Origin of the sequence: Streptomyces sp. NPDC051677, from assembly GCF_044453465.1 — a bacterium.
Taxonomy (GTDB): Bacteria; Actinomycetota; Actinomycetes; order Streptomycetales; family Streptomycetaceae; genus Streptomyces.
This window is the reverse complement of sequence record NZ_JBITCT010000068.1, coordinates 1-23679: the sequence shown is the minus strand read 5'-3', so window position 1 is coordinate 23679 and position 23679 is coordinate 1. Positions and strand designations below refer to the sequence as shown.

The 23679-nt window shown below is 67.8% G+C and carries 20 protein-coding genes; 11 read left to right on the top strand and 9 right to left on the bottom strand.

The window, feature by feature from the left end:
• Positions 1-956 precede the first annotated feature (956 nt).
• Positions 957-3968 (bottom strand): CRISPR-associated helicase Cas3', encoded by a 3012-nt coding sequence (gene cas3 / locus ACIBAF_RS44030; RefSeq protein ID WP_399471553.1) that lies wholly within the window; start codon positions 3966-3968, stop codon positions 957-959.
• Positions 3969-4069: 101 nt separating this feature from the next.
• On the opposite strand from cas3, the gene ACIBAF_RS44025 reads away from it, so the two are divergent.
• From ACIBAF_RS44025 to ACIBAF_RS43995, 7 genes are all read left to right on the top strand, one after another.
• The gene (locus tag ACIBAF_RS44025; protein ID WP_399471551.1) at positions 4070-5629 is read left to right on the top strand and encodes a type I-E CRISPR-associated protein Cse1/CasA; all 1560 of its coding nucleotides are present in this window, start codon (positions 4070-4072) and stop codon (positions 5627-5629) included.
• On the top strand, positions 5622-6179 hold the full coding sequence (gene casB / locus ACIBAF_RS44020) for a type I-E CRISPR-associated protein Cse2/CasB (RefSeq protein WP_399471549.1): 558 nt from the start codon (positions 5622-5624) through the stop codon (positions 6177-6179). Before ACIBAF_RS44025 ends, casB begins: the two co-directional genes overlap by 8 nt.
• A complete protein-coding gene (locus tag ACIBAF_RS44015) occupies positions 6176-7561 on the top strand; it encodes a type I-E CRISPR-associated protein Cas7/Cse4/CasC (protein WP_399471547.1) in 1386 nt (461 codons plus the stop codon). The genes casB and ACIBAF_RS44015 overlap by 4 nt, the downstream gene beginning before the upstream one ends.
• Positions 7558-8394, top strand: coding sequence for a type I-E CRISPR-associated protein Cas5/CasD (gene cas5e, locus ACIBAF_RS44010; protein WP_399471545.1), 837 nt, complete (start codon positions 7558-7560; stop codon positions 8392-8394). The genes ACIBAF_RS44015 and cas5e overlap by 4 nt, the downstream gene beginning before the upstream one ends.
• Positions 8391-9149, top strand: coding sequence for a type I-E CRISPR-associated protein Cas6/Cse3/CasE (cas6e, locus tag ACIBAF_RS44005; RefSeq protein WP_399471543.1), 759 nt, complete (start codon positions 8391-8393; stop codon positions 9147-9149). Before cas5e ends, cas6e begins: the two co-directional genes overlap by 4 nt.
• Before the next feature lie 3959 nt (positions 9150-13108).
• Complete coding sequence (locus tag ACIBAF_RS44000; protein WP_399471541.1) at positions 13109-13426, top strand: hypothetical protein; 318 nt, start codon at positions 13109-13111, stop codon at positions 13424-13426.
• A gap of 38 nt (positions 13427-13464) precedes the next feature.
• A complete protein-coding gene (locus ACIBAF_RS43995; protein WP_399471539.1) occupies positions 13465-13854 on the top strand; it encodes a hypothetical protein in 390 nt (129 codons plus the stop codon).
• Positions 13855-13910: 56 nt separating this feature from the next.
• Here the strand turns inward: ACIBAF_RS43995 and ACIBAF_RS43990 are convergent, their stop codons facing one another.
• The 4 genes from ACIBAF_RS43990 to ACIBAF_RS43975 all read right to left on the bottom strand — a co-directional run bounded on the left by ACIBAF_RS43990 (position 13911) and on the right by ACIBAF_RS43975 (position 15704).
• Positions 13911-14579, bottom strand: a complete 669-nt coding sequence (locus ACIBAF_RS43990) for a class I SAM-dependent methyltransferase (protein WP_399471537.1) — start codon at positions 14577-14579, stop codon at positions 13911-13913.
• A 77-nt stretch (positions 14580-14656) separates the two neighbouring features.
• Positions 14657-15121, bottom strand: coding sequence for a glycine-rich domain-containing protein (locus ACIBAF_RS43985; RefSeq protein WP_399471535.1), 465 nt, complete (start codon positions 15119-15121; stop codon positions 14657-14659).
• A 77-nt stretch (positions 15122-15198) separates the two neighbouring features.
• On the bottom strand, positions 15199-15522 hold the full coding sequence (locus ACIBAF_RS43980; RefSeq protein ID WP_399471534.1) for a hypothetical protein: 324 nt from the start codon (positions 15520-15522) through the stop codon (positions 15199-15201).
• Positions 15519-15704, bottom strand: coding sequence for a hypothetical protein (locus ACIBAF_RS43975; RefSeq protein WP_399471532.1), 186 nt, complete (start codon positions 15702-15704; stop codon positions 15519-15521). Before ACIBAF_RS43975 ends, ACIBAF_RS43980 begins: the two co-directional genes overlap by 4 nt.
• Before the next feature lie 232 nt (positions 15705-15936).
• Between ACIBAF_RS43975 and ACIBAF_RS43970 the strand changes: the two genes are divergently transcribed.
• Genes ACIBAF_RS43970 through ACIBAF_RS43960 form a run of 3 tightly spaced genes read left to right on the top strand, consistent with a single transcriptional unit; the run spans position 15937 to position 17539 of the window.
• On the top strand, positions 15937-16188 hold the full coding sequence (locus ACIBAF_RS43970; RefSeq protein WP_399471530.1) for a hypothetical protein: 252 nt from the start codon (positions 15937-15939) through the stop codon (positions 16186-16188).
• The gene (locus ACIBAF_RS43965; protein WP_399471528.1) at positions 16163-16678 is read left to right on the top strand and encodes a DUF6879 family protein; all 516 of its coding nucleotides are present in this window, start codon (positions 16163-16165) and stop codon (positions 16676-16678) included. Before ACIBAF_RS43970 ends, ACIBAF_RS43965 begins: the two co-directional genes overlap by 26 nt.
• Before the next feature lie 6 nt (positions 16679-16684).
• Complete coding sequence (locus ACIBAF_RS43960) at positions 16685-17539, top strand: helix-turn-helix domain-containing protein (RefSeq protein ID WP_399471526.1); 855 nt, start codon at positions 16685-16687, stop codon at positions 17537-17539.
• A gap of 52 nt (positions 17540-17591) precedes the next feature.
• Here ACIBAF_RS43960 and ACIBAF_RS43955 read toward each other — a convergent pair whose 3' ends face one another.
• From ACIBAF_RS43955 to ACIBAF_RS43940, 4 genes are read right to left on the bottom strand one after another with little or no spacing between them, the layout of a single operon-like run.
• The gene (locus tag ACIBAF_RS43955) at positions 17592-17960 is read right to left on the bottom strand and encodes a hypothetical protein (RefSeq protein WP_399471525.1); all 369 of its coding nucleotides are present in this window, start codon (positions 17958-17960) and stop codon (positions 17592-17594) included.
• Positions 17950-18381, bottom strand: coding sequence for a hypothetical protein (locus tag ACIBAF_RS43950; protein WP_399471523.1), 432 nt, complete (start codon positions 18379-18381; stop codon positions 17950-17952). The genes ACIBAF_RS43955 and ACIBAF_RS43950 overlap by 11 nt, the downstream gene beginning before the upstream one ends.
• On the bottom strand, positions 18381-19085 hold the full coding sequence (locus tag ACIBAF_RS43945; protein WP_399471522.1) for a hypothetical protein: 705 nt from the start codon (positions 19083-19085) through the stop codon (positions 18381-18383). The genes ACIBAF_RS43950 and ACIBAF_RS43945 overlap by 1 nt, the downstream gene beginning before the upstream one ends.
• The gene (locus ACIBAF_RS43940; RefSeq protein WP_399471520.1) at positions 19082-19243 is read right to left on the bottom strand and encodes a hypothetical protein; all 162 of its coding nucleotides are present in this window, start codon (positions 19241-19243) and stop codon (positions 19082-19084) included. Before ACIBAF_RS43940 ends, ACIBAF_RS43945 begins: the two co-directional genes overlap by 4 nt.
• A gap of 106 nt (positions 19244-19349) precedes the next feature.
• Between ACIBAF_RS43940 and ACIBAF_RS43935 the strand changes: the two genes are divergently transcribed.
• On the top strand, positions 19350-23679 hold a 4330-nt coding region (locus ACIBAF_RS43935; RefSeq protein WP_399471518.1), incomplete at its 3' end, for an RHS repeat domain-containing protein.

Sequence of the window (23679 nt, the reverse complement as noted above, 5' to 3'; positions counted from 1 at the left end):
TGGTCGGCGTGAGGGAGAAACGGCCCGTACTGAAAACGGCCCCAGATCACACCAGGGAGTTGCCCCAAGGGCCTCGCGGCTTCGGCGGGGCATCTAAGCCGAGGGTTGCCGACGTACCCCGTTGGGATGCTCAGACTACGGACTGCCTGTAGCTGGGTGGCCGAGTGACGGACGATGATCAGGGTGCTGGGCGCCCCTGGGGTCACGGTGTAGCTGCCAACCGTGGAGCAGCGAGAAACGGCCTGTACGGGAAACGGCACGAAGGGTCACTCAGAGTGCGCGGAGACGGCTGTGGACGTTCACCCCGTTCCGTGCGAGGTGTTTGTTCTACGGCGCGGGGGCGGGGCAAGCCCAGCCTGCGCGGGGGCCGACTCGTAGACCTTGATCGTGTTCGCTGGGAATGGGAGCTATCCCCGCATGGGCAGGGCAACTTCTTCTACGACAGCAACCTGTACGTCGAGAAGGAGCTATCCCCGCGTGCACGGAGCCGACATGTGGCTGTGGATCATAGCGATCAAGCCCGTGGAGCTGTTCCCGCATGCGCGGGGCCGACTCTGTCACCGTCCCGGTCGTGAGCGGCACGCCCGAGCTATCGCAGGGCCGACTCGAGGAGGATGCTGATGAGGGGGCGGCGGAGCAATCCCCGCGTGCGGGCCGACGAGCCCTTCGGTATCCTGTCGACCCGGGACCGGGAGCTATCCCCATATGTGTGGGGTCGACCACCGCGTCGAGTGCTTCCGGAAGGGCTGGGTGGAGCCATCCCCGGCAGCGCGGGGCCGACGCAACCGTCTTCCGGATGTGCGGTCAGAGCTGGGGGCTATCCCCGCGCACGCGGGGCTGGCATGAACCCGGTGCAGTCCCAGCTGGGGTTGCCGGAGTTATCCCCGCCTGCGCGGGGGCCAAAGGTCAGAATGGACGCGCTCTTGACCTATGCCCGAATGGGGCTAGGCAGCACCTTAGCTGTTGTGGTCGGCTGGCTGAATTTGTTGCCCAGTCCACCTGGTCAAGCCGGTGACGGGGTCACAAGTGATACCGGTGGGGCCACTGATGCAAGTCCCGGTGCTGGGGTTCAACAGGCCGACGTAGCGGTTTCGCAGGGCCGCGCGGGGGACGATCGGCCAGGTTTCGGGCAGAGGGAGGGCATTCAATCCGGTGAACCAGCGTGCCGGCAGGGACGCGGTGTTGAGGAGGAGGTCTTTCTGCTGTCGGTGGCGGGCCGGGGAGTGGGCGCCATAGCGGGCGAGGTCAGCGCGTCGCTGCCCGGATGGGTCGTAACTGAGGATGCCGTCTGGCTGCTTGTACAGGAGGATGGCGTCGATCGCAGGCTCACTGAGGCGGGAGATGGCGCGGATGCCGGCGATGCCGTTGCTGTCGCCGGAGCCGTGGCTCTTGCCGGATGCGAGGTCGGTCGCGGGAATTGACCTGCCGCGGCGGGTGAAGGGACGGAACGCACGGCTGCGGGACTGGCCCTCCTCGTTGCCGTGGTCGCTTTGCAGGCGGCGTGACGTGCGGTCGAGAAGCTCGCCGAGTGCCCCGACGACGGTGGGTTTTGGACCGTAGACGTCTTCGATCAATGAGGTGGTGTCTGCAGGCGTGATGACATGCACGGTGCCGTCTTCGCGGGCGCGTCGGATGAGGGTGTACCAGGTGGCGGCCAAGAGGTAGGGGGGATACACGTGGCCGTCAGGGTTGCCCTGAGACCGTGCTTCGCCCAGGTTCGGAGGTTCGAACATGGGCAGTTCGTCGGCGCCAGGCTGGGTGAGAATGGTCATGAGGGGCTTGCGGAACACTTCGGGCCGTGAGGAGTCGTTGACTTGGTGCCGGTGGACGCGGCCGCGACGCTGGATCAGGACGTCGATCGGCGCGAGGTCGGTGTAGATCCGGTCGAAGTCGATGTCGAGGGACTGCTCTGCAACTTGCGTGGCGATGACCAGAAGACGGTGTGGCCGCTCGGGGTTGCGGTGAGTGCGGTCTTTGCCCAGGCCGAGGCGCTTGATCAGAAGGTCTTCACCGGGGAGTCGGTAGCGGGGCAGGTTCTGGCCGTGCAGGAGCATGATCTCTCTCGGTGACCATCCGTGCCTCTGGGCGCTGTGAGTGGCGGCTCTGTACAAGTCGACGGCTGTGGTCACGCGGTTGCGGATGACGAGGCTGACTCCGCCCTTTGTAACCTCGTCCATCAGTTGTGCGGCGAGGGCGGCGCTGCCGGGATCGGGCTGGAAATCGATGAATGTATGCAGCTCCGTAGGGGCGGTCCGGTCGCTTTGGCTGCTTCGGCTGGCGTTGTTGGTTTGGCCGGTGCGGGTGATGGTGCCGTGTTGGTCTACGACGGTGATGGGGCCGGTCTGGTCCGTGTGCGTCACGGGGGCCCGGTGGCCGTCGCACCACGCCTGGATGAGGGCGGTGCGTACGGCGGTGGGCAGGGTTGCGGAGAGGACGACGACGGAGGCGCCGGCGTCGGCGAGCCATGCGATGGCGGCTTCGAGGAGTCCTTGCTGGAAGAGCTCGTATGCGTGGGCCTCGTCGATGATGAGTGTCTTGGCGGCGAGGCCGAACATGCGCAGCATCCAGTGATGGCTGGGCTGGGCGGCGAGGGCCACTTGGTCGACGGTGCCGATGGCGAAGGGGGCGATCAGGCCCAGGCAGCGGCGCAGGTACCAGGGGCTGAGGACGGCCCGGCGCTGTAGGGGGTCGTCGGGCGAGGGAGTGGAGATGAAGTCTTCGAGCCCGTCGAGTCCAGCCTGCGTCCGGGTGCGGCCGGCGTCGAGGAGCTGGTGGACGAAGTCGGTGGCTTCCGCCGTGCTGTGGACGACGGCGAGGTTGGCCGTGTTCTGCTCGCCGAGGGACCGGTCCATGAAGGCGGCGATCTCGCGGGCCGTTTGGTTGGCGGCGGCCCGGGTTGGCATGGCCATGTACAGGCCCTGGTATCCGCAGGTGACGGCGAGGTGGTGGGCGCACCACAGGGCGAGGCGGGTCTTTCCCGATCCGGTGTCGGATTCGACGATGACGAGCGCGGGACCGGTGGCGGGCAGGGCGGCCATGGCGGCGGACTGGAAGGGGCGCGGTGTGGTGTCGGGGAACAGGTCGGTCCAGTCGGCGGTGGGCTCGGGCTGCCAGGCGTCCAGCCGTAGTCGCGTGACCGCGGCGCGGGCCTGCATGCCGGAGGCGTGCCACCACTGGGGCGGGCTGGTGGTGAGGGTGCGGTAGGTGAAGTGGGATTCGTCGGAGGCGATCCAGTCGGCGAGGATCACCAGTCCGGCGAACAGCACCAGTGCGCTGGGGCGTTCGGGCATCACCAACTGGGGGAGGGTGGTGAGATCGACTCCGATCAGGTTGGCCGTGTCCTGGATGAGTTCTGAGTAGATCGGTAGCCAGTCTGTGATGTCGGCAGCCATGGCCGCGCGGCCGATGGTGTCGGGGCTGGGGATGTCTCCGTGGTGGCCGCCGAGGAGGGCAGCGGTGGTGTGGAGTCCGGCTGATGGCGAGCCGGTACCGCCGCAGTCCTCGCAGATGCAGCCGAGGAGCCGTGGCAGATGTACGGCGGTGATGTGTTCGTGTCGCGCGCCGGGTTGGGCGTCGAGATCCTTGCCGAGGGGAAGACCGGCGGCGCGGGCCTGACGCTCCCATTCAGTACGGGCCTGCCGCAGATAGGGGCCGTCCCAGCGGCTGGCGCCGAGCATATGAAGGAAGCACCCGGAGCCCTTCCCGAGGTCGTGCAGGGCGGCGAGGAACATCACCACTCGGCGGGCCGTGTCCTCACGGCCGCCGCCGAATGCGTCGGCGAGCCGGGCCCAGGCCGTGAGGGGGAGATACCGGTCCCACAGCTGAGCGACGCAGGCGGCTGTGTCGAGAGCGTGAGCGAGCAGAGGATTCCACGCCGGGCCGCCCCCGCGACGACTGATTCTGTACCGGTCCGTCTTGGCCCAGATGAAGAAGTGTCGTCGCGTTGACCAATTATGACTAGTCGTCATATTCCCCTCCAGATGGTGCTACTGTCCCCATCCGCAACGGTGCTGCCAACAGAGCACGTTCTTTTTGAAGCCAACTCCACCTGGAAGGAGGTGGAAGCACGATGCGGTGGGAACCGCGAGCCCAAGCATGCATCCCGGTACTGACAACCGGACCTGACCTGCAGCGAGTCAAGGTGAACCTGGTCGATGTGTTCCGCCGGGCCGATGAACTGACCGCTGTCTGCGGTGACACCCCGGGTGAAACAGCCGCGCTGATCGACTGGCTGATCGGCCTGATCCACGCGGCGGATCAGCATCCCGAGACCTCCGACGAGTGGCTGTCGTGGGTTACAGACCGCACACCGCTGAACAGAGTGGCCGACTGGATCGCAAGTCACTCCGGATGCTGGGACCTCTTCGACCCCGAGCGGCCCCTCGGTCAGAACCCCGCCCTCCGCCCTCACCTCGACGACTACGGTGTCGGGCCCGCACAGCTCTTCCTGGAACGGGTCGGGGACTACAACCAGTTCTTCAACCTCCACCATCTCCACCATCCGGAACCCGTACCGGCGGATGCCGCGTGGCGTGCGATGCTCACCCAGCACGCGTACGGGATCGGGATGCGCGGCAGGATCAAGGCCAAGGACATGGGACTGCCGGGGACCTTCACCAACCTCGGGACCAACCGGCTTGCCACCCGCCTGAAGGTCGTCGCCCGCCCGGCCTGGCCAGGTGCCACCCTCGGTGATCTGCTGCGCGTCAACACCGCTCCGTGGGCGCATGAGCCCGGGCCGCTTAATCTGACGTGGAATCAGGAAAGGTCCCGGCGACGAGACTTCACACGCCCGGGGCCACAGCAAGCCCGCACCCCGCAGGGCCCTGCCGATCTCCACACCGTGCTCGGCCGCTCGATCGTACTGCGCCCGACCGTCCTTCCCGACGGCAGCGTCGGCGTCGACCGGGTCCTCATCGGCGCCGGTGAAACCCTTGCCGAGTTGCCCGCCATGTACTTGCAGGATGCCGTCACTTTCGAAACCCCGGGCGGGAAGAGGACCCTGCTCAAGCCGTCTCCCACGAGGGAGCTATGGCGCGAGTCTCATGCTCTGTACGCGGCCGTCGCCGAGCGCGACAAGGGCATCGATCTCTACGGCCGGGTCGCGATGCTGCACGGCCGTCGGGTCCACCTGTGGGCCATCGGCCTGCTCGCCACCCAGGGAAAGCTCACTACATGGTTGTCTGACGAGTTCCCGTACGTGCCCGGCCGGGAGACCCAGCTGAGTCACGCCGCCGAGCAGGGCTCGTCGATCTGCGAGTACACCGCGCGCTCCCTCTATCTGGTGGCTGAGGCCACACGCGAGATCGCCTATCCCAATCCCAAGCCGGACGACAAGGCTGCCCAACTCGCCCGCTTCAACGGTGAACCTGAGATGTGGGCCGGGGCTGGCGACCTGTTCCACCACCTGCTGGACCAGGTGGCCGACACCGGCGCCGCTACCGAGGCCCTGGCCACCTTCGGCCGCGATACCCGTGCCCTGGCCATCACGTCCCTCGATGGGCGCCTGACCAGCCTGCCCCCAGGAGGTACCGGACTGCAGGCCCGCGTCACCGCGCGCGCCCGGCTTCGCGCCCTTCTCGGCCACAGCAAAGCGCCTGTCCAGCTGAAGGAACCCGCAGATGCCTGATTTTCTCCCGGCCGCCGACACAAAGCCACCCGGCAGCCAGCTCTCGGATTGGCTGTGCGGCCTGGTCCGCAAGCACAATCTCTGTGCTCTCGCAGCCCTGCGCAGACCAAACCCGCCCCGCCGCACCGAGGCCCACCACCTCGCCGCGGCGTTCGCCCCGTCCGATGAACAACAGCAGATGTATCTATTCACCGCGTTCCTCTTCGCCCGCTACCACGCCGGAGCACTCCGCCCGCATTACGGATACGGCGACATGGGTACAGCCATGCGGAAGATCGGCAGCGGTGTCGGCCGCGGCCCCGCCGACCCCGGGGCCAAGCGGCTGCTGGACCGGATCACCGCATCCCGCGAGATCCCCTGGCGGCACCTGCAGCACGCCATCGAACGGGCCCGCGCCTGCGACACCTCCCCGCCGTCCTGGGCCCAGCTCCCCGAGGACCTGGCTCGTTGGAACAGCCGAGACCGGTTGAAGAGCCGAGACAGGTCCGTCGCCGATAGCTGGGGTGCCTCCTTCTACACCCCCACCTACACGAAGAGGACAACCACGTGACCGCCCTCACCACCCCGGCCGCAGAGCTTCTCACAGGTGATCAGTACCTCTCCCTGCACCTGCTGGAGACATTCACCGCAGCACTTCCCGTACGCGACGAGAACGGTATGCCCAAGCAGTTCGTCTTCGGCGGCGACCCCCGTACGATGATCACCGCACAGGCACGGCGACGTGCCGAACGCACCCACAGCCGCGAGCGCGCCAACGCCGGCCAAGGACCACTCGCCGGATACACCATGGGCATCCGCACGCGCGAATGGGCCAAACTCACCGCCAAGGCGCTCACCGACCAATTCGGATGGGACTGGGCCGATGCGCTGGCCACCGCTAAGGCCCTACTCGAGGGCGTAGGCCTGAAGTTCGGTGCCAAGCCCACCACTCGCGACCTGACCCAGGTGCTGCTGTTTGCGCCCGAGGACGCCGGACAAGTCATCGCCGACTGGGCCCACGAACACCGCGCCGAAGTGACCACTTGGACCAGCGACTACCTCAGGGCCAAGGAAGCGGGTGCCAACGCCGAGGCTGCGAAGAAAGCCGCGGCCGCAGCCGCCAGAAAGGCGAAGAAGAACGGCACTGACGCTCCCGCCACGGCTGCCGACGACAACCAGCCCAACAGCGAGGAGCAGCTCCCGCCCGTACCCCGCAAGATCCGCGAAGCGATCCTGTCGGCGCTCGCTCCCCGCGACGCCATCGACATCGCCCTCTATGGCCGGTTCCTCGCCGAGATCGCCGACTCGCCCAACGTGGACGGCGCCATCCAGACCGCGCACGCTTTCACCGTCCATGCCGCCGAACACATCGACGACTTCTACGCCGCCGCCGACGACGCCAAGCTCCATCGCAAGGCCCACGCCCTGGACTACATCGACGCCGCCGACGACTCCGGCGCAGGAATGACCGGCTACCAGTCGCTCATCTCCGGCACCTTTTACCGCCACGGGGTCCTCGACCGCTACAAGCTGCGGACCAACCTGCTCGCCTCCGGCATGAAGCCCGACCAGGTACAGGCCGCCGCCGAAGCCGCCGAACTCGAATTCGTCGAGGCGTTCACCAACGCCATCCCCCAGGCCAAGAAGAACACCACGGCTGCGACCGGCATCCTGCCCAAAATCGTCATGGCCTTCACCGGGGCCCGGCCCTTCAACTACGCCGGGATTTTCGAAAAACCGATCGCCGAAGAGACCGATGGCGTGGCATCCCTCGCAGCCGCCGACCGCCTCCTCAACCAGCACGCCCTAGTTCTGCGGAAGCGCACAGACATCTCACCCGCCCAGGTACTCACCTACGACCTCGACGTACAGGAACTCATCGACTCCCGTACGGCCGCCGGCACCCTTCCCGGAGCAGAAGCGAACAGCATCGAGGAGCTGACCAGCCGGTGACCTCCGTGCTTCTGCTCCGCCTGGCCGGTCCCCTCCAGTCGTGGGGAGCCCTGGCCCGGTTCGATCGTCGCGACACCCTCAACCGGCCGACGAAGTCCGGGGTGACCGGACTCATCGCGGCCGCTCTCGGCCTGGACCGAGCAGACGACCTCGGCGCGCTCACCGACCTGCGCTTCGCCGTACGGGCCGACCGCCCCGGTACCGCTGTCCGAGACTTCCACATTGTCGGGAGCGGTACTTACCCGCTACGCCCCCGCGACTTGATCACCGACCACCGTCGGGCCGAAAAGGCCGCTGCCGCTCTCGAATCCAGCACTGGTCCCGTGTTCGGACACCTTGCCGCCCGCTCCGTCACCAAGTGGTACGGCGCCCCGAAAGAAATCGCCCCGGACCCGAAGACCGGAGCTCTCCTGGCAGGCAACACCACACGCGACGCAATGATGACGACCCGCTGGTACCTGGCGGACGCCGCATTCGTCGCCGCTGTCGAACACCCGGACCAAGACCTCCTGCACCGCATCAGCCATGCCGTGGAGCACCCCAAACGCCTCCTCTGGCTCGGCCGCAAATCCTGCCCCCCGAGCGGCACCATCTCCGGAGGAGTCCATCCAGGAACCGCCGAGACGATCCTCACTACGACCGCGCTCCTGCCCAACGCCACCAGTCCGCAGCCATGGGCCTGGATCGAAGCCGCCCCCGGCACCCCCGGCGCCGCACAGAGAACAGACCAGCCCGTCACTTACCACCCCGAACACCGCGCCCACACGGCACGGTGGGAGACCCGCACCCGCATCAGCCCCGAGCCGAACATCGGATGGGACATCATCCCGTGAGCACCTCCCGACTGATCACTTGCCAAAGCATCATCCAACTCGACCTCAACCACACCTATGCCGCTCCCGCCCTCATGGACGCCCACCACATGCACCGCATCGTGATGGGCGGCTTCAAAGGCTGGGTGCCGGACGGCGCCGACGCCCCTCGCGCCCAAGTCGGCGTTTTGTCCACCTGGTCCGCCAACTTGGCGACACAAACCCTGCTGATCATCGTTCAGTCACGCGTACGCCCCGACTGGACCGCCATCCCACGCGCGGCCCTCTGCGCCCCGATCGACCTCCGTACTGTCGACGAGACCATCAACATCGGGGACCGATTCACGTTCCGCACCGTGGTCTCCCCGACCAAGACGCGGGCGGACCTCAAGCAGAAGGGCAAACCTGTCATCAAGCGGCTCCCGCACGTCCTACCCGCACACGTGCGCACGTGGTTCGAGGACCGCCTCCAACCCGTTGGCACACCTGCTACTGCGCAAAGCGGCATCCCCCGCATAGGCGCCGACGCAGAGCCAACCACCCTCGCCATCCGGATGCTGCCGCCGGTCAGCACCGACCACCACAAGGGACTGAAGATCAGCCGCGCCGAAATTCGCGGCACCCTCACCGTCACTGACCCGGCCACATTCATCAAGACCATCACCACCGGCCTCGGCCGCGCCCGCGCCTACTCCTGCGGCCTTATCCTGACCAGGCCCACCCAGGAACAATCCGAAGTTCAGGCAGGCACACCGCGGCTCGACGCAAGTGCATGAGATCGCACATGATCGCCATGAACGAGACAGCTCAGGAAGAGTCGGCCCCGCGCACGCGGGGATAGCTCCGACGTCGTCTTCATCGAGACGACGCAGGTCTTGTCGGCCCCGCGCACGCGGGGATAGCTCCGACGGCACCTCGTGGAACCTTTTCTGGGTCGTGTCGGCCCCGTGCAGGCGGGGATAGCTCCCTGATCCTGTCGATCGCGGCGGCCGCGGGGACATCGGCCCCATGCACGCGGGGATAGCTCCCAGGTCCTGATCGGCGACGACCGCAAGCTCATGTCGGCTCCGCGCACGCGGGGATAGCTCCACCCCTTTCCGGAAGACCCTCTTCCTGTGACTGTTGGCCCCGCGCATGCAGGGATAGCTCCATCGTCTCTGCGCACCCCACCTATCCGTGGCGGTCGGCCCCGAGTACGCGGGGATGGCTCCCCGGGCGTGTGGGTCATGAGCCAGCCGGGAGCGTTGGCCCCGCGCACGCCGGGATAGCTCCGGCAGGGCCGCCGCGCGCAGGCGCTCGAATGTGTCGGCCCTGTGCACGCGGGGATAGCTCCTACGCCCTGAACAACTGTTGGGCGTCTGGCTGGTCGGCCCCGTGCACGCGGGGATAGCTCCGTTCCGATCCCCGGCTGCATGTACGCCAGGCCGTTGGCCCCGTCCATGCGGGGATAACTCCGTCAGCTGCGCCGGCATGACGTCGGCTGTTTGGTCGGCCGCGCACGTGGGGATGGCTCCTTGCGTGCGAGGCGACGGTGTGGCCGGGTCGGCCCTGCGTATGTGTCGCGACGCGAGGATAGCTCCCGGACCGGGGTCCGGACCGCGTTCGCCGACCCAATCGGCCCCACGCAGGCGGGGATAGCCCCGCTATGCAGCGCAAGGCCGGTACGGTCTCGTAGCCGGCCCCGCGCACGCGGGGATAGCTCCGTCTACCTGATCCACACCATGCCCAGCGCCAAGTTGGCCCCGTGCGCCCGGGGATAGCTCCGAGCACGCGGCCCCGGTGCTCCGCACGCGGGAGTTGGCCCCGCGTACCCGGGGATAGCTCGGGGTTGGTGTACCCGAAGTCGACGGTGATCCAGTTGGCCCCGCGTATGCGGGGATAGCTCCTACGGCACGGTGAACCCGTTCGCCGCCCTGCTGTTGGCCCCGCGCAATCGGGGATAGCACGCACGTCCACCTCGTCTCCGATGGACACAGCAGGTCGTCCGCGCGCATGCGGGAATTGCTCCCAGGAAATCGACACCCCAGATATGGCGGACACGTCGGCCCCGCGCACGCGGGGATAGCTCCCCGGACAACCCAGGCCACTGGGCGCGCAAAGAGTCAGCCCCGCGCATGCGGGGATAGCTCCAAGGCGGACGATCTTCTGGACACCTTCAACGAGTTGGCCCTGCGCACGCGGGGATAGCTCGATGGTCTCCTGGACGTACTCCAGGCCCGGGTTGTCGGCCCCGCGCACGCGGGATAGCTCCGTCACGCCGTCGTCGGTCGTGTGCCCGACCGGATCGGCCTCGCGTACGCGGGGATAGCTCCTGGAACGGCAGGTTGTTCTGCCACCAGTAGAAGTTGGCCCCGCGTCCGCGGGGACAGCGCCCACTCGGGCTCGATCCCGTGCGGGGAGTGCCCAGTCGCCGCCCCCGCACGTGGAAATAGACCGTACGGTGTCATCGTTGAGGCAACGGAGGACAATGTCAGCTCGGCGCACGCGGGGATAGGTCCGGCCGGCTGACGTACGGCTTGGAGTGCAAGCTGTCGGCCCCACGCAAGGGGAATAGCCTGCCGCCGCACAACGACGGCTGCCGCGCGCTCTTGTCGGCCCCGTGAACGCGGGGATAGCTCGAGCGGCGACAGGGCCTCGAATAGCTTTCAGGAGCCGACCCCGCGCACGCGGGGGTAGCTCGCGGGCACCGAATGGCACGTTGACCGGCTTGATGTCGGCCCCCGCGCGCACGCGGGATAGCTCCAGCTCGTTCGGGATCTCGCTGTAAGCCGTGAGGTCGGCCCCGCGCTCGCGGGGATAGCTCCGTCAGCGTAAACGTGTCGCCGGTCGGGCTGCCGTCGGCCTCGCGCACGCGGGGATAGTCCCGAGACCTCATGGGGATGCCGAGCAGTTCGCTGCCGGCTTCGCGTACGCGGGGATATGCCTGGCACCCAGGCCGCCGAGCTCGCCACAGGGTGGTCGGCTCCGCGCATGCGGGAATAGCTCCTCCTTCAGGGCGTCGGCGACGATGTCGGTGTCGTCGGCCCCTCGTGTACGGGGATAGCTCCGGCAACCCGTCGTGGGACTGCTTGGGCCTGATGTCGGCCCCGCGGGTGCGGGGATAGCTCCATCACTCAGGGCTACTTGTTCCGCAACAATGGGTCGGCCCCGCGTACGTGGGGATGGCCCGCGGTTCGGCGGGTTCGTCTACAACGCGGACGTCGTCGGCCCCGCATACGCGGGGATAGTTCCTACTTCGCCATCACCCTTGATGGGTACGCGCCGTCGGCCCCATACATGCGGGGATAGCCCCGGGAAGAACAGCGCCTCGATATGGATCACCACGTCGGCCCCGCGCATGCAGGGATAGCTCCTACGTGCACACCGATCCGATGGCGCGGGCACTACCGGCCCCGTGCTCGCGGGGATAGCTCCACGCCGTGCGACATATTCGCGGCGTCGTTGAAGTCAGCCCCGCGCACGCGTGGATGGCTCCGTCATCAAGTTGTGCTCGCGGATGCTCCCGTCATCGACCTCGCGCACGCGGGGATAGCTCCGGCACGACGATGCCGAGCAGCGGTTATATGATCTCGGCTCCGCGCACGCGAGGAGCTCCAATGGGTAAGAGTGGCCTTCCATCCGCACGGCGTCGGCTCCGCTTACGCGGGAATAACTCCTGGATGTAGAGAGGCGTCAGCGGCTTGGCGATGTCGGCCCCGCGCTCGCGGGTATAGCCCCGTCATCCAGCGCAAGACCGGTACGGTCTCGTAATCGGCCCCGCGCATGTGGGGATGGCTCCGAAATCTTCCCTGAGGCCATCGCCTGGTCCGAGTCGGCCCCACGCACGCGGGGATAGCTCCTACGAGAAGGGCCTGATGACCTTCCGTGCCGAGTTGGCCCCGCGCAATCGGGGATAGCTCCGAGGTCAGCAAATTCATGAGCCCGCTGAAGGGTCGGCCCCGCGTACACGGGGATAGCTCCCTCGGCGTAATCCACGACTCCACGAAGTTCAGGTTGGCTCTGCGCCCGCAGGGATAGCTCCCACGTGATCACGGAGGCGTCGGGCTACCGGACGTTGGCCCATGCGCGCGGGGATAGCTCGGGCGTGCCGCTCACGACCGGAACGGTGACAGAGTCGGCCCCGCGCCCGCGGGGATAGCTCCCCGGGCGTCATCTGCGGCCCGAACGAAGGCATAGTCCGTACGGTGTCACCGTTGAGGCGACGGAGGAAATGTCGGCCCCGCGTACTTGGGGGGCGATCCACCTGCCCTTGAGTCGCTGCGCGTTGGAAAGGAAATCCGCTGCGGCAGGGTTCGAGTCACCTCGCCGAGCTGGCGCTACGTGCCCGCCAGGCCGGTGGCGTCGCCCAATCAGGGCGGTGTCGGGACGCAGTCGGGACACAAGGACAGGAACAGACTGACAAAGGCGAAGGGGTGTCGACACGACCTGCCCCCTTTGACCTGCAAAAACGTCATGAATGAGCGTGGACGAGCAAGGGCCGCCAAGATCCTCAAAGGACTCATAATCCGTCGGCCGTGGGTTCGAGTCCCACCCGCCCCACCTTCGCGCTCTGGTGCAGGAACGTTCTCACCTGTGGCGGAGCATCGAGCCCCTCCAGCCGGAGGGGCTTTCGTCGTCTCTGGTGATCGTTAGCTCGGCCGATGCTCGGCCGAGTGAAGACGATCATGCCTCTGGCGTCTGTCCGCGAAGGCTGCGTTCTGGGACGCTCGATGACACCGCTCGCCAGGGAGGGCAGATGCCAGAAGACGTCGACGGGTACGTGGTAAACCCTCGGTTGATCAAGAGCATGCACGGCATCGGTGAACTCAAGGAGATCCTCGACTTTGTCGGTTCCGCGACACATCTGGGACTCGGAGTTCGCCTCAGCAACATCATGCGTACGGTCCCAGACCCCGACACCCGCGAGGGCCGGCTGCAGGAGACCTGGAACATTGAGATCTTCGACGACGTCCCGCTCGACCCTGCCGAGTTGAGGCGGCCTGAGAAACAGCAGGAACCACCGGCGCGTGGCCGAGGACGTCGTCCGGCGGCAAAGAACCTGAACCCGCCCTGAAGCCGCCCGAGTGGCGCGTGTCGTGGGACCGTTACGGAGTGCTGCTCTATCACTTCACTGAAGCCGCCGACTGGCCCGGTGTGCTTGCGTCTGGCGAAATACAGCCGCGCTGGCACAGAGGCAGTTCGCCGTGCACGGTGCATCTGACGAATGATCCGGATCGCGGGGCGCTTCCGTGGAGGCTTCGTGACCGAGTCGTTCGCATCGCCGTCGATGTGCCGGACTCCGATGCCCACCCCTGGCTGCCCTGGGCTGGCCGCTACCTGCCGCCGGAGGAGCACTTCTCCCTGATGGCGCCAAGCACGGTTAATCAGTGGAACGGACGCCCGGAGTGCTGGTTCGTTGTCGAGAGGCCGATCCGCATGGACGAGTGGACTTGCGTCGACGACGTAGCCGAAGGTGCCAGCCTCTGGGTTGCGGATAGATAGCAGACGCGGCCCCGGCCGGCGACGGGGTACGCCGACCGGGGCCGCAAGGAACGCGGTCAGACGCGCGCCTGGACGATGAGCGTGCCCACGGTGCGGGGGCCGGGCGGCGCCGCCAGGACCCGGGCGCGCACGTTGACGAAGCCGTGCCCCCGGAGCAGCCGATCCCATACGTCCGGCTCGTAGTCCCAGCGCTTCACGACGAGCGGGTCCGCATCCTCGCCGCGCGGGATGTAGGACGCCTGGCAGCCGTAGCAGCCCTCGACGGGAGGGCGCTGCGAGAAGGTGAGCGTGCCACCGGGGCGCAGTCGGGCCCGCACCAGCGGCAGCACGGCGGCCGGGTCGGTGAACCACACCACGCCGTACACCGAGTACACGGCGTCGAAGTACGCGCCGCCCTCCCGCAGATATGCGAGCGCGTCCACATGGCGCAGCTCAAGGCCCGGAGTGTCGCCCCATCGTTCCTCGGCGGCGCTCAGCTGTACGGGTGAGACGTCCACGCCGACGGCGTCCATGCCCAGGGCCGCGAGGTGTGCGGCATTGCCGCCCTTCCCGCATCCAAGATCCAGGACTCGACCGCCGCCGGGCAGGCCGAGGAGCTCGGCTCCAGGGCCGTGGTCGGCGTACTGGGTCCAGTTGAACCAGGTCGTCTCGCCGCGGGCGTTCGTCGGCCGGCGCTCGGGCCGTTGCCGTGAGTACGTGTCCCAGGCGATTGTCGTGTCGGTCACTGCCTGCTCCGCTCAAAGGGCCAGCCGCCCGGCTATGACGCCGGACGGCTGGAGTGTCTTACAGGGGACGCCGATTGTCAGCCGGTCCTGGGGCTGTCGTGGCATCCGGCGTGGCACTGGTTGCAGTCGGCGGTCGATTGCCAGAGTTCGGCGTCGACCGTGTATCCGGCCGCCACGATCGCGGCCACGCTCCGTTCGCGCGCGGATGCCGCGCCGCCCGGGATCTGCTCGTCTTCGTCGGTCGGGACGTGGTGGACGAACCGGCCGACGACTCGCCGGCAGAAGTCGGCGTAGTCGACGGTGTGCAGGATGAACGCGTGCCAGCCGTAGTCGACCAGCTCACTCGGAGCGAGTTCACTGCCGGGCTGCTGGCCGGATGCCGCGATGAACGCGGCAGCCTGGCCGACGATGCGACGCGCTGTCGAGGCGCCGATCTCCGGGTGGTCGGTGGTGATACGGCGGATCAACCGGTCGGCCACCTGCGGGCCGACCAGAGTGATGGGGTCGGTGGTGCCCACGGGATGCTCTAACACGATGGTCACGTCTTCCTCCTGTAGTGGACGTATGCCCCGGTCGGGGCACGGGCCCGCCTATCCCTGGGATGCAGGGCGGCGGGAGTTCAGCCGGTCTTCTGCCGGTGCAGGGCGAGCGTGTACAGGGCGCGGGCGTCGGGGCAGTAGTCGTAGTGCGAGCAGCGGGCGCACGCCCGGATGTGGATGTCGTAGACCCGGCCGGCCTCGCGCCGGGCGCAGGGCCGGCAGGCGGACGGCTCCCACCGCTTGAGAGTTCCGCCGATGACGCTGAGGCGCGGGCCCAGCTCCACCGAGGTCGGGCCGCCGCACCACACGCAGCGCTTCCCCTCGACCCGCTCGACGGGCAGGCCGGCCGCCTTGGGCACGGGCAGCATTTCGAGCGGGCGGACGAAGTCGGGGTGCAGGCTCATGGCTGGTCGGTGACGGGCGTGAGGTCGTATGCCTCGCGGCAGGAGTAGCAGGCGAACAGCCGGGCGCCGCTCGTATCCCGTACCGGGCGGGCGGTGTTGCTGTAGGCCTCGTGCCAGGCGCACCACGCGATACCGGCTTTGGGGGGGATGGCGGGGCGCTTCTCGGTCTGCGTAGCCTTCACTGCGTCGACTCCAACCAGTCGGCCAACCCCGGGACCGGTCGCACGGTCGCCGGGATTTCTCGTGACTCCCGACGCTAGGAACCGCCGCGCCTGCTCGGCTACGAAGTTGCACCGAATTACACGGCAGTTGCATCGCCCTGGCCATGGCCGACACGCGCTCTTGACCACCTGGCCCATGGACCACGACAGTGTGTAAATCGCTGCAACCGACTAGCGCGGGAGGCTGGCCACCATGAACATTCACTTCGTCGGGATCGACCCCGAGACAGACGAAGACGGGTGCCCCACCGTATGGGTGGACACCGACACGGCAGACCTGCTGATCCAGAGCTACCAGGCAGACGAGGAGACGACCGGGACGTGTGACCGTCTGTCTCCGGCCAGGGCGCCGATCCCGCCCGGCGAAACCGTCATCAGGATCCCGGCTCGGATGGTTCCGATCATCAGGAAGGCATGCGATGAGCTCGATCCCGGAGTTCGCTGAACTCCTCGCCGATACGACCAAGTCGGCTGTCCATCTGGAGATGCGGGACGCCTACTTCACCAATCCCAGGTTCGAGGCCTGGGCGGACGGCGAGCGCGTCGACTGGGATGACCGGGCCTCCTGGTGGCGTCCGTTCCACCAGACCATCGCGGACGCTGTCGCGCGCAGCGTCGTCGTGCGCCGGGCCCGGATCGTGTCCGAGCCGGTCACCGACTACATCGCCTGGGAGCACTATCAGACCCGCGCCAACGTCGAGGCCGGCGAACAGGTGCGCTGGCTTCCCCGCCATCAAGCCTGGGACTTGCTGCTGCCGGGCACCGACCTGTGGATCTTCGACGGGCGGTTGATGCGCGTCCACCACTTCTCTGGTGACGGCGAGTGGAACAGCAAGGAACTCTGCGACGATCCCGCCACGGTCGAGCAGCACGCGGCAGCGTTCGAGCGTGTCTGGGAACGAGCCGTCCCCCACGACCAGTACGAGGTCAAGTAACCGACCATGTCCACGTTCCCCACGTCCAGCGTGCAGGAAGCGCGCGCAGCTCTCGCGGCCCGTCTGCGGGAGCTGCGCCTGGACGCAGGCATCACCGGCAAGCAGCTCGCCGGACGCTGCGGCTGGTCGGTGGCCAAGTCCTCGCGGATCGAGAACGCGGTCACCGCACCGTCCGACGCGGACATCCGCACCTGGTGTGCAGCCTGCGGCTGCGACGGGCAGGCCGACGACCTCATCGCCGCCAACCGGCAGGCCGACTCCATGTACGTCCAGTGGAAGCGGCTCCAGCGCACGGGCATGAAGCAGCTGGCTGAGACGTCCGCCAAGCTGTACGACCGCACGCGCCTGTTCCGGGTGTACGCCTCCCACGTGATCCCCGGCTACCTGCAGACGCCCGGCTATGCGGGCGCGCTCATGAGCACGATCGCGGGTTTCCGTGGCACCCCCGACGATGTGAGCGAGGCCGTCGAGGTTCGTATGCGCCGCGCGCGGGTCATCCAGGAGGGGGATCACCGGTTCGCGACGCTCGTCGAGGAGGACGTCCTGCACCACCGGGTTGGGGACGGGGAGGTGATGGCCGGCCAGCTCGGGCATCTCATCGCCTGCATGGGGCTGCCGTCCATGTCGCTGGGCATCATTCCTGCGGCGTCGGCCCGGGATCAGGTGATGTGGCCGCTTGAGCAGTTCACGGTCTTCGACGACGCTCGCATCCATGTGGAGCTGCTTGCCGCGAAGGTGACGGTCACGGCCCCGGGCGAACTGGACCTGTACCTGAGGGCGTTCGCGCGGATGACCGAGCTCGCGGTGTACGGGCCGGAGGCGCGCGCCCTGATCCTCAAGGCGATTGAGGCGCTGCACTGACCCTGGACGCACGAAAGCGGCCCCGCCCTCCCGAAGGAGAGCGGGGCCGCTGTCAGGTGTTGAGGTCGTGCAGGAACGGCCGGACCTCGTCCGGTACGGGCTGGGGTGGCGGTGGCGGCTCCAACTGCTGCTGGCGCATGTAGCCGACCAGGGTCCGGCACCAGCTGGCGAGGTAGCGCAGCGCGAAGTCCTGCGCGCCGATACGCGCCCGGTCCCGCCCGGACGCCTCTTCCTGCTCGGCGACGCGTTTCTCAAGGCGTTCGATGTCCTTGTCGAGCCGGGCCGTGACGGTGGTGAAGTCGTCGCGGCGCCGCTGCCCGCGCGGCTGCCGCCGGCCGACGATGGCGGTGGCGACGGCGCCCCCGGCCGTCACCGTGGCGACGGCGAGCGCGGACAGCGCGGTCAGCATCTCAGGCCCCACGGGCAGTCTCCGTTCTTCGCGGGGGCTCGTCCCAGCCGATCGCCACCAGGCACACGGCTCCGAACGCGCCGAAGATCAGGGCCGCGACCCACCCGCGGGGGTATTCGCCGAGCGGCCACCACGCCACCAGGTAGGCCATGGACCAGGGGGCGGTGATCGCCCAGACGGCGAGGAACCCGGGCCAGTCCTTACGGGGCGGGAGCCACGCGCACACCAGCGCGGTGAGGCCGGCCGTAATCCACAGTCCGGCCCAGGCGTCGAGCGGCATCAGCTTCAGCAGCAGGCACAGGCCGCGTCGGTCGCGCGGTGGCTCGACGAGTTGGCCGTAGCCGTACAGGGTGGCGATGACGCCCTTGAGGGTGAGGATCGCGCCGCGGCGGCCCAGCCGCTCGGCGAGCCGCCGGGCCGCCCGGCGCGGCATCACACGCCCTTGGCGAGGGACGCGCTGTTCTTCGTGCCGAACGCGCGGGCCAGCATGCCCTTCAGCAGCGTGCCGGCCGCCGTGATCCCGGCGACGCCCATGGTCTGCCAGAAGGAGGCGTGGAACATGTCGGCGGGGCCGGCCGCGATGCCGACGTCGGACGCGGCGACGACGAAGGTGGCGACGGTGCGCTCGGCGAGGTCTCTGGCGTAGGTGCCGGCGGTCTTCACGACGGTGTCGACGCCCTGCCGCCGGACTTCCTGCTGGATGTCGTTGGTGAACATCGGGACGCCCTCGGGAAGGCGCACCATCGGCCCCCAGAGCTGAGCGAGACCGACGTGGTCGTAGGCCCCGTAGTTCGCCCACAACTCGGCATCTGGCGTGGCCTGGAGGAAGTCGCGGACTTCGTTGGCGATGACCCAGCGCGGTTTGACCTGGGTGTTGCTGGTGTCGATGACTCCGGGCTCCGTCAGCCTCACCTCGGTGCCGCCGCCTACGGTGACGAGTCCGCTCTTGTGTCCGCGCAGCGGAAGGTGGGGCCACACGTTCTGCATGAGCCAGGGGTGCTTTCGGACGCGGTCCCAGTCGGCATCGGAGTTGACGGCGTAGTACTCGCGGCCGTCGTCGCACACCATCCCGATGGAGATCAGCTCGATGGTGCGGCCGTCCTCCAGGAACTCGAGGTCGTAGTCGATGGCGGTCATTCGGCGAGGCGCGCGGCCAACTTGTCGGCGACCTTGTCGGCGAGGGCGTCCAGGTCGACGCCGCCGACCGCGAGCGCGTCGACCTTCTTCTTCAGAGCCGCGACGTCCGCGGCCGTCTCGCGGGTGGCCTTGTAGGTGAGGCCGAGGAACGACGACACCGCCCATTGTCGCGACCACCGGCGGCGCCGAGACGATGGTGCTGGCCGCGACCACCAGCAGCAGCACCACGGAGGGCGGAGCGGCCGGCAGTACGATGCGACCGCTTTGGCTCCGTCCGGTTCGTGGACGGGCGGCAGCTCGTCCGGCTCCTTCACCTACAGCTACCCCATCGCGCCGGCCGCCTCGTCGGGGTCGCTGAAGCCGCCGGTGGGCCTGTCTTACGACTCGGGCTCGGTGGACGGGCAGACCTCATCCACCCAGGCTCAGGCTTCGTGGGCGGGCGACGGCTGGGCCACACCCGATTCCTACATCGAGCAGAGTTTCACCTCCTGTTCGGATGATCCGGAAGGCAGCGCCTCGCCGGTGTCCAGCGGGGACAGGTGCTACGACGGGCCGATCCTGACCCTGTCGCTTTACGGCGCGTCCACCTCGTTGGTGAAGAACGACAGCGACGGGACATGGAAGCCGGCCGACGACAACGGCGCGACCGTCAAACACGTCACCAACTCGAACAACGGGTCGGGCACCTACAACACCGACTACTGGATCGTCACCGAACGGGACGGCACCCAGTACCAGTTCGGCCGCAATCAGCTGCCCGGCTGGGCCTCCGGCAAGGCCACGACCAAGTCGGTGGACAGCGTCCCGGTGTACTCCGCGCACTCCGGCGACCCCTGCTACGACTCGTCCGGGTTCAGCGCCTCGGTGTGCACCATGGCGTACAAGTGGCATCTGGACTACGTCGTGGACGTGCACGCCAACGCCATGGCGTACTACTACGCGCAGGACACCAACTACTACGGCGAGGAAAACGGTGCCCGCAACGTCTCCTACGTCCGCGATTCGCACCCGACCCGGACCGACTATGGCTTCCGCGACGGCGGCGCGTACGGCACTGTCCCCGACCAGGTCGTCTACACCACAGCCTCGCGCTGCACCCTGGCTTCGTGCGACCCGCTGTCGGCGAGCACCGCCGCCGGCCAGTACCCGGACGTGCCCTACGACCTGGTGTGCGCCTCGGGGGCGACTTGCACGGCGCAGTCGCCGTCGTTCTTCTCCACCGTCCGCCTGGCCTCGATCAAGGCGCAGCAGTACAGCGTGGCGGCCGCCAAGTACCAGGCGATCGACACCTACACCCTGCACCAGAGCGAGCCGGCGACCGGGGACGGCACCTCTCCCACCCTGTGGCTTTCGTCCATCACCCGCGAAGGAGACGACACCACCGCCGGCGGTTCCGCCTCCCCGATCACGCTGCCAGATGTGAAGTTCACGGGAGTGGACCTGAAGAACCGGGTCGACACATCCAACTTCCCGGGCCTGTACCGCTACCGCATCTCCGGCATCACCAACGAGATGGGCGGGCTGACCTCCGTCAGCTACGACCTGCCGGACGCCTGCACCGCCACCTACGTGTCCTCGGCGGACCCCAAGACCAACACCAAGTCCTGCTACCCGGTGTCCTGGACACCCAAGGACTACCTGAACCCGGTCACTGACTGGTTCCAGAAGTACGCGGTCACCCAGGTCCTCGAGATCGACAGCACCGGCGGCGCGGTGGACAAACGGACGAACTACCTCTACACCGGCGGCGCCGCCTGGCACCACGACGACAACGAGGTCGTCAAGGCCAAGTACCGCACCTGGGGCCAGTTCCGCGGCTACGCCAGCGTGGAAGCCCGCACCGGCGATCCCTCCACGGGCCCCCAAACCAAGACGGTCACTTCCTACTACCGCGGCATGGACGACGACTGGCTGTCCTCGTCCAGCCGCCGCTCGGTGAACGTGACCGACTCCCAGGGCGGCGTGCACGCCGACAGCGACCAGCTGGCGGGCAATGCACTGGAGACCACCGCCTACACCGGGGTCGGCGGCAGCGTGGACCACTCCACCGTGACCTCGTACTGGATCTCCGCCCCCACAGCAACCCGCGCCCGCACCGGCCTGCCGGCCCTGACCGCCCGCACCACCAAGGTCGCCGAGACCTGGTCCCGCCAGGCCCTCACCGACGGGGGCAACACCACGTGGCGCGTCACGCAGACCGACAACACCTACGATGCCACCCCCGCGGACGACAACTTCGGGCTGCTGACCTACAGCTACACCCACACGGTGCCGACCGCTGCCGCGTACGACCAGTGCACCGCCATCACCTACGCCAAGGCCAACACGAGCGCCAACGTCGTCGGGCTGGCGGCTTCGCAGGAGACCGACTCGGTCGCCTGCGCCGGGTTCAGCCAGAACACTCCGGCCACCGTGCCAAACGCCTTCAACACCCTCACCGCGCCCACCAGCGTCTCTCGCCCGGACCAGGTGGTCTCCGCGACCCGGACGTTCTACGACGACACGACTTTCGCCACCGCCTTCCCGCAGGCCGCCGCGCCCACCAAGGGCGAGGTCACCATGACCCGGCAGGCCTCGGGTTACAGCGGCGGCGCGTTCGCCTGGCAGACCCAGACCCGCGCCACGTACGACGACTACGGGCGTCCCAAGGACGGTTACGACGCCAACGGCAACAAGGCCACCATGGGTTACACCGTGGACAGCATCGGTTTGACCACCGGCACGACCGTCACCAACGCCAAGAACCAGACCGCCAGCACCATCATGGACCCGACCCGCGGGCTCACCCTGACCACGACCGACGCCAACGGGCTGGTCGACACCGTCCACTACGACGCGCTGGGGCGCACCACCGAGGTGTGGCAGCACAGCCGGCCCACTACCGCCGCCGCCGACGCCAGCTACGCCTACACGGTCTCCCAGACCAGCCAGTCCGGCACTACCACCCAGACGTTGAACAACGCCCAGGGCTACGTCCCCTCCTACTCCCTCATCGACTCGCTGGGCCGACCGAGGCAGAGCCAGACACTCACGCCTCAGGGCGGCCGGTTGATCACCGAGTCGTTCTATGACTCGCACGGCTGGGTGTCGAAGAAGAACAACCCCTACTGGGACCCCGACAGTCTCCCCAGCCTGGTGCCGGCCTCGGTGCAGGACTCCAAGATCCCCAACCAGGACCTCTACACCCTCGACGGCCTGGGCCGCGTGCTCATAGACGACTCCGAGCAGTACTCGGTGCTCAAGCAGGAGACCATCACCGTCTACAGCGGGGACGCCACCACAGTCATCCCGCCGACCGGCGGCACGGTCAAGACCACCCGCACCGACCCCTTGGGCCGTACAAGCGAGGTCGATTCCTACAGCGCCCGCCCGACGCTGACTACCCCCGTCAACACTTTCACCGGTCTGTTCTCCGTCACCGGCGGCACGTTCAACGCGATCACCTACGGCTACGACGGGCACGGCAAGCAGAACACGGTCACGTCCAAGGGCAGCACCTGGACCACCGTCTACGACCTGCTCGGCCGCGCGACGTCCAAGACCGACCCGGACGCCGGCACCACCAGCATGGTCTACGACGCGGTCGGCAACCTCACCCAGACCACCGACTCCCGCGGCAAGAACGTCTCCGCCACCTATGACGTACTCAACCGCCAGACCGGCAAGTACGCCTCAACGCTCGCTGCGCAAGCCCCGGGTGCCAGCGGCAACCAGATGGCCGCCTGGACCTTCGACAACGACAACGCGGTCTCGGGCGTCACCAACCCGATCGGCCAGACCACCACCGCTACCTCGTACAACGCCGGGAACACGTACACCACTCAGCAACTCGGCTTCAACGCCTTCGGTGAATCGCTCGGCCAGTCCATCACCATCCCGGCCGTCCACGGCACGCTGGGCAAGACCTACACCTTCCGCCATACCTACAGCGCCAACACGGGCCTCCTTTTCACGGACAACTACCCCCTCGGCGGCGGCCTGCCCAACGAGATCACCACTCACACCTACGCCACAGCCCTGGACGTACCCGCCGGTCTGTCCACCCCCTCCTACAGCTACGCCCAGGACACCACCTACAACGCCTTCGGCCAGGTGCTCCAGGAGACCCTGGGCATGAGCACGAACCTGGCCTACCTCACCAACACCTTCGACCCGCACACCGGAGCACTCACCGACCAGTTGGTGACTCGCTCCACCACACCGACGAAGATCGACGACCAGAACTACACCCACGACCTCGCAGGCAACACCACCAAGCAGGTCACCACCCGCCTGGGCGCCACAACGGCCCCCGAGACCCAGTGCTACCAGTACGACGAACTCGACCGGCTCACCCAGGCATGGACCGCCACCGACGACTGCGGCGCCGTCCCCACCGCGAGTTCCCACGCCCAGGTCGGCGACCTGCTCGCCGGCGGTACCGCCTACTGGACCAGCTGGGACTTCGACGCCCTCGGACAACGCCAGCACCAGGTCGAGCACTCCACCACCGGCGGCAGCGACACCACCACCGGCTACACCTACGACTACAACGGCAACGGCGCCGTCCAGCCCCACGCCCTGGCCTCCACCCAGGCCAGCGGCGCCAGCACCG

Excerpts from the sequence above, each read along its gene's own strand:
- cas3 (WP_399471553.1), bottom strand. The coding sequence starts at position 3,968 with ATGACGACTAGTCATAATTGGTCAACGCGACGACACTTCTTCATCTGG.
- ACIBAF_RS44025 (WP_399471551.1), top strand. The coding sequence starts at position 4,070 with ATGCGGTGGGAACCGCGAGCCCAAGCATGCATCCCGGTACTGACAACC.
- casB (WP_399471549.1), top strand. The coding sequence starts at position 5,622 with ATGCCTGATTTTCTCCCGGCCGCCGACACAAAGCCACCCGGCAGCCAG.
- ACIBAF_RS44000 (WP_399471541.1), top strand. The coding sequence starts at position 13,109 with ATGCCAGAAGACGTCGACGGGTACGTGGTAAACCCTCGGTTGATCAAG.
- ACIBAF_RS43980 (WP_399471534.1), bottom strand. The coding sequence starts at position 15,522 with ATGAGCCTGCACCCCGACTTCGTCCGCCCGCTCGAAATGCTGCCCGTG.
- ACIBAF_RS43970 (WP_399471530.1), top strand. The coding sequence starts at position 15,937 with ATGAACATTCACTTCGTCGGGATCGACCCCGAGACAGACGAAGACGGG.
- ACIBAF_RS43965 (WP_399471528.1), top strand. The coding sequence starts at position 16,163 with ATGAGCTCGATCCCGGAGTTCGCTGAACTCCTCGCCGATACGACCAAG.
- ACIBAF_RS43960 (WP_399471526.1), top strand. The coding sequence starts at position 16,685 with ATGTCCACGTTCCCCACGTCCAGCGTGCAGGAAGCGCGCGCAGCTCTC.
- ACIBAF_RS43950 (WP_399471523.1), bottom strand. The coding sequence starts at position 18,381 with ATGCCGCGCCGGGCGGCCCGGCGGCTCGCCGAGCGGCTGGGCCGCCGC.
- ACIBAF_RS43945 (WP_399471522.1), bottom strand. The coding sequence starts at position 19,085 with ATGACCGCCATCGACTACGACCTCGAGTTCCTGGAGGACGGCCGCACC.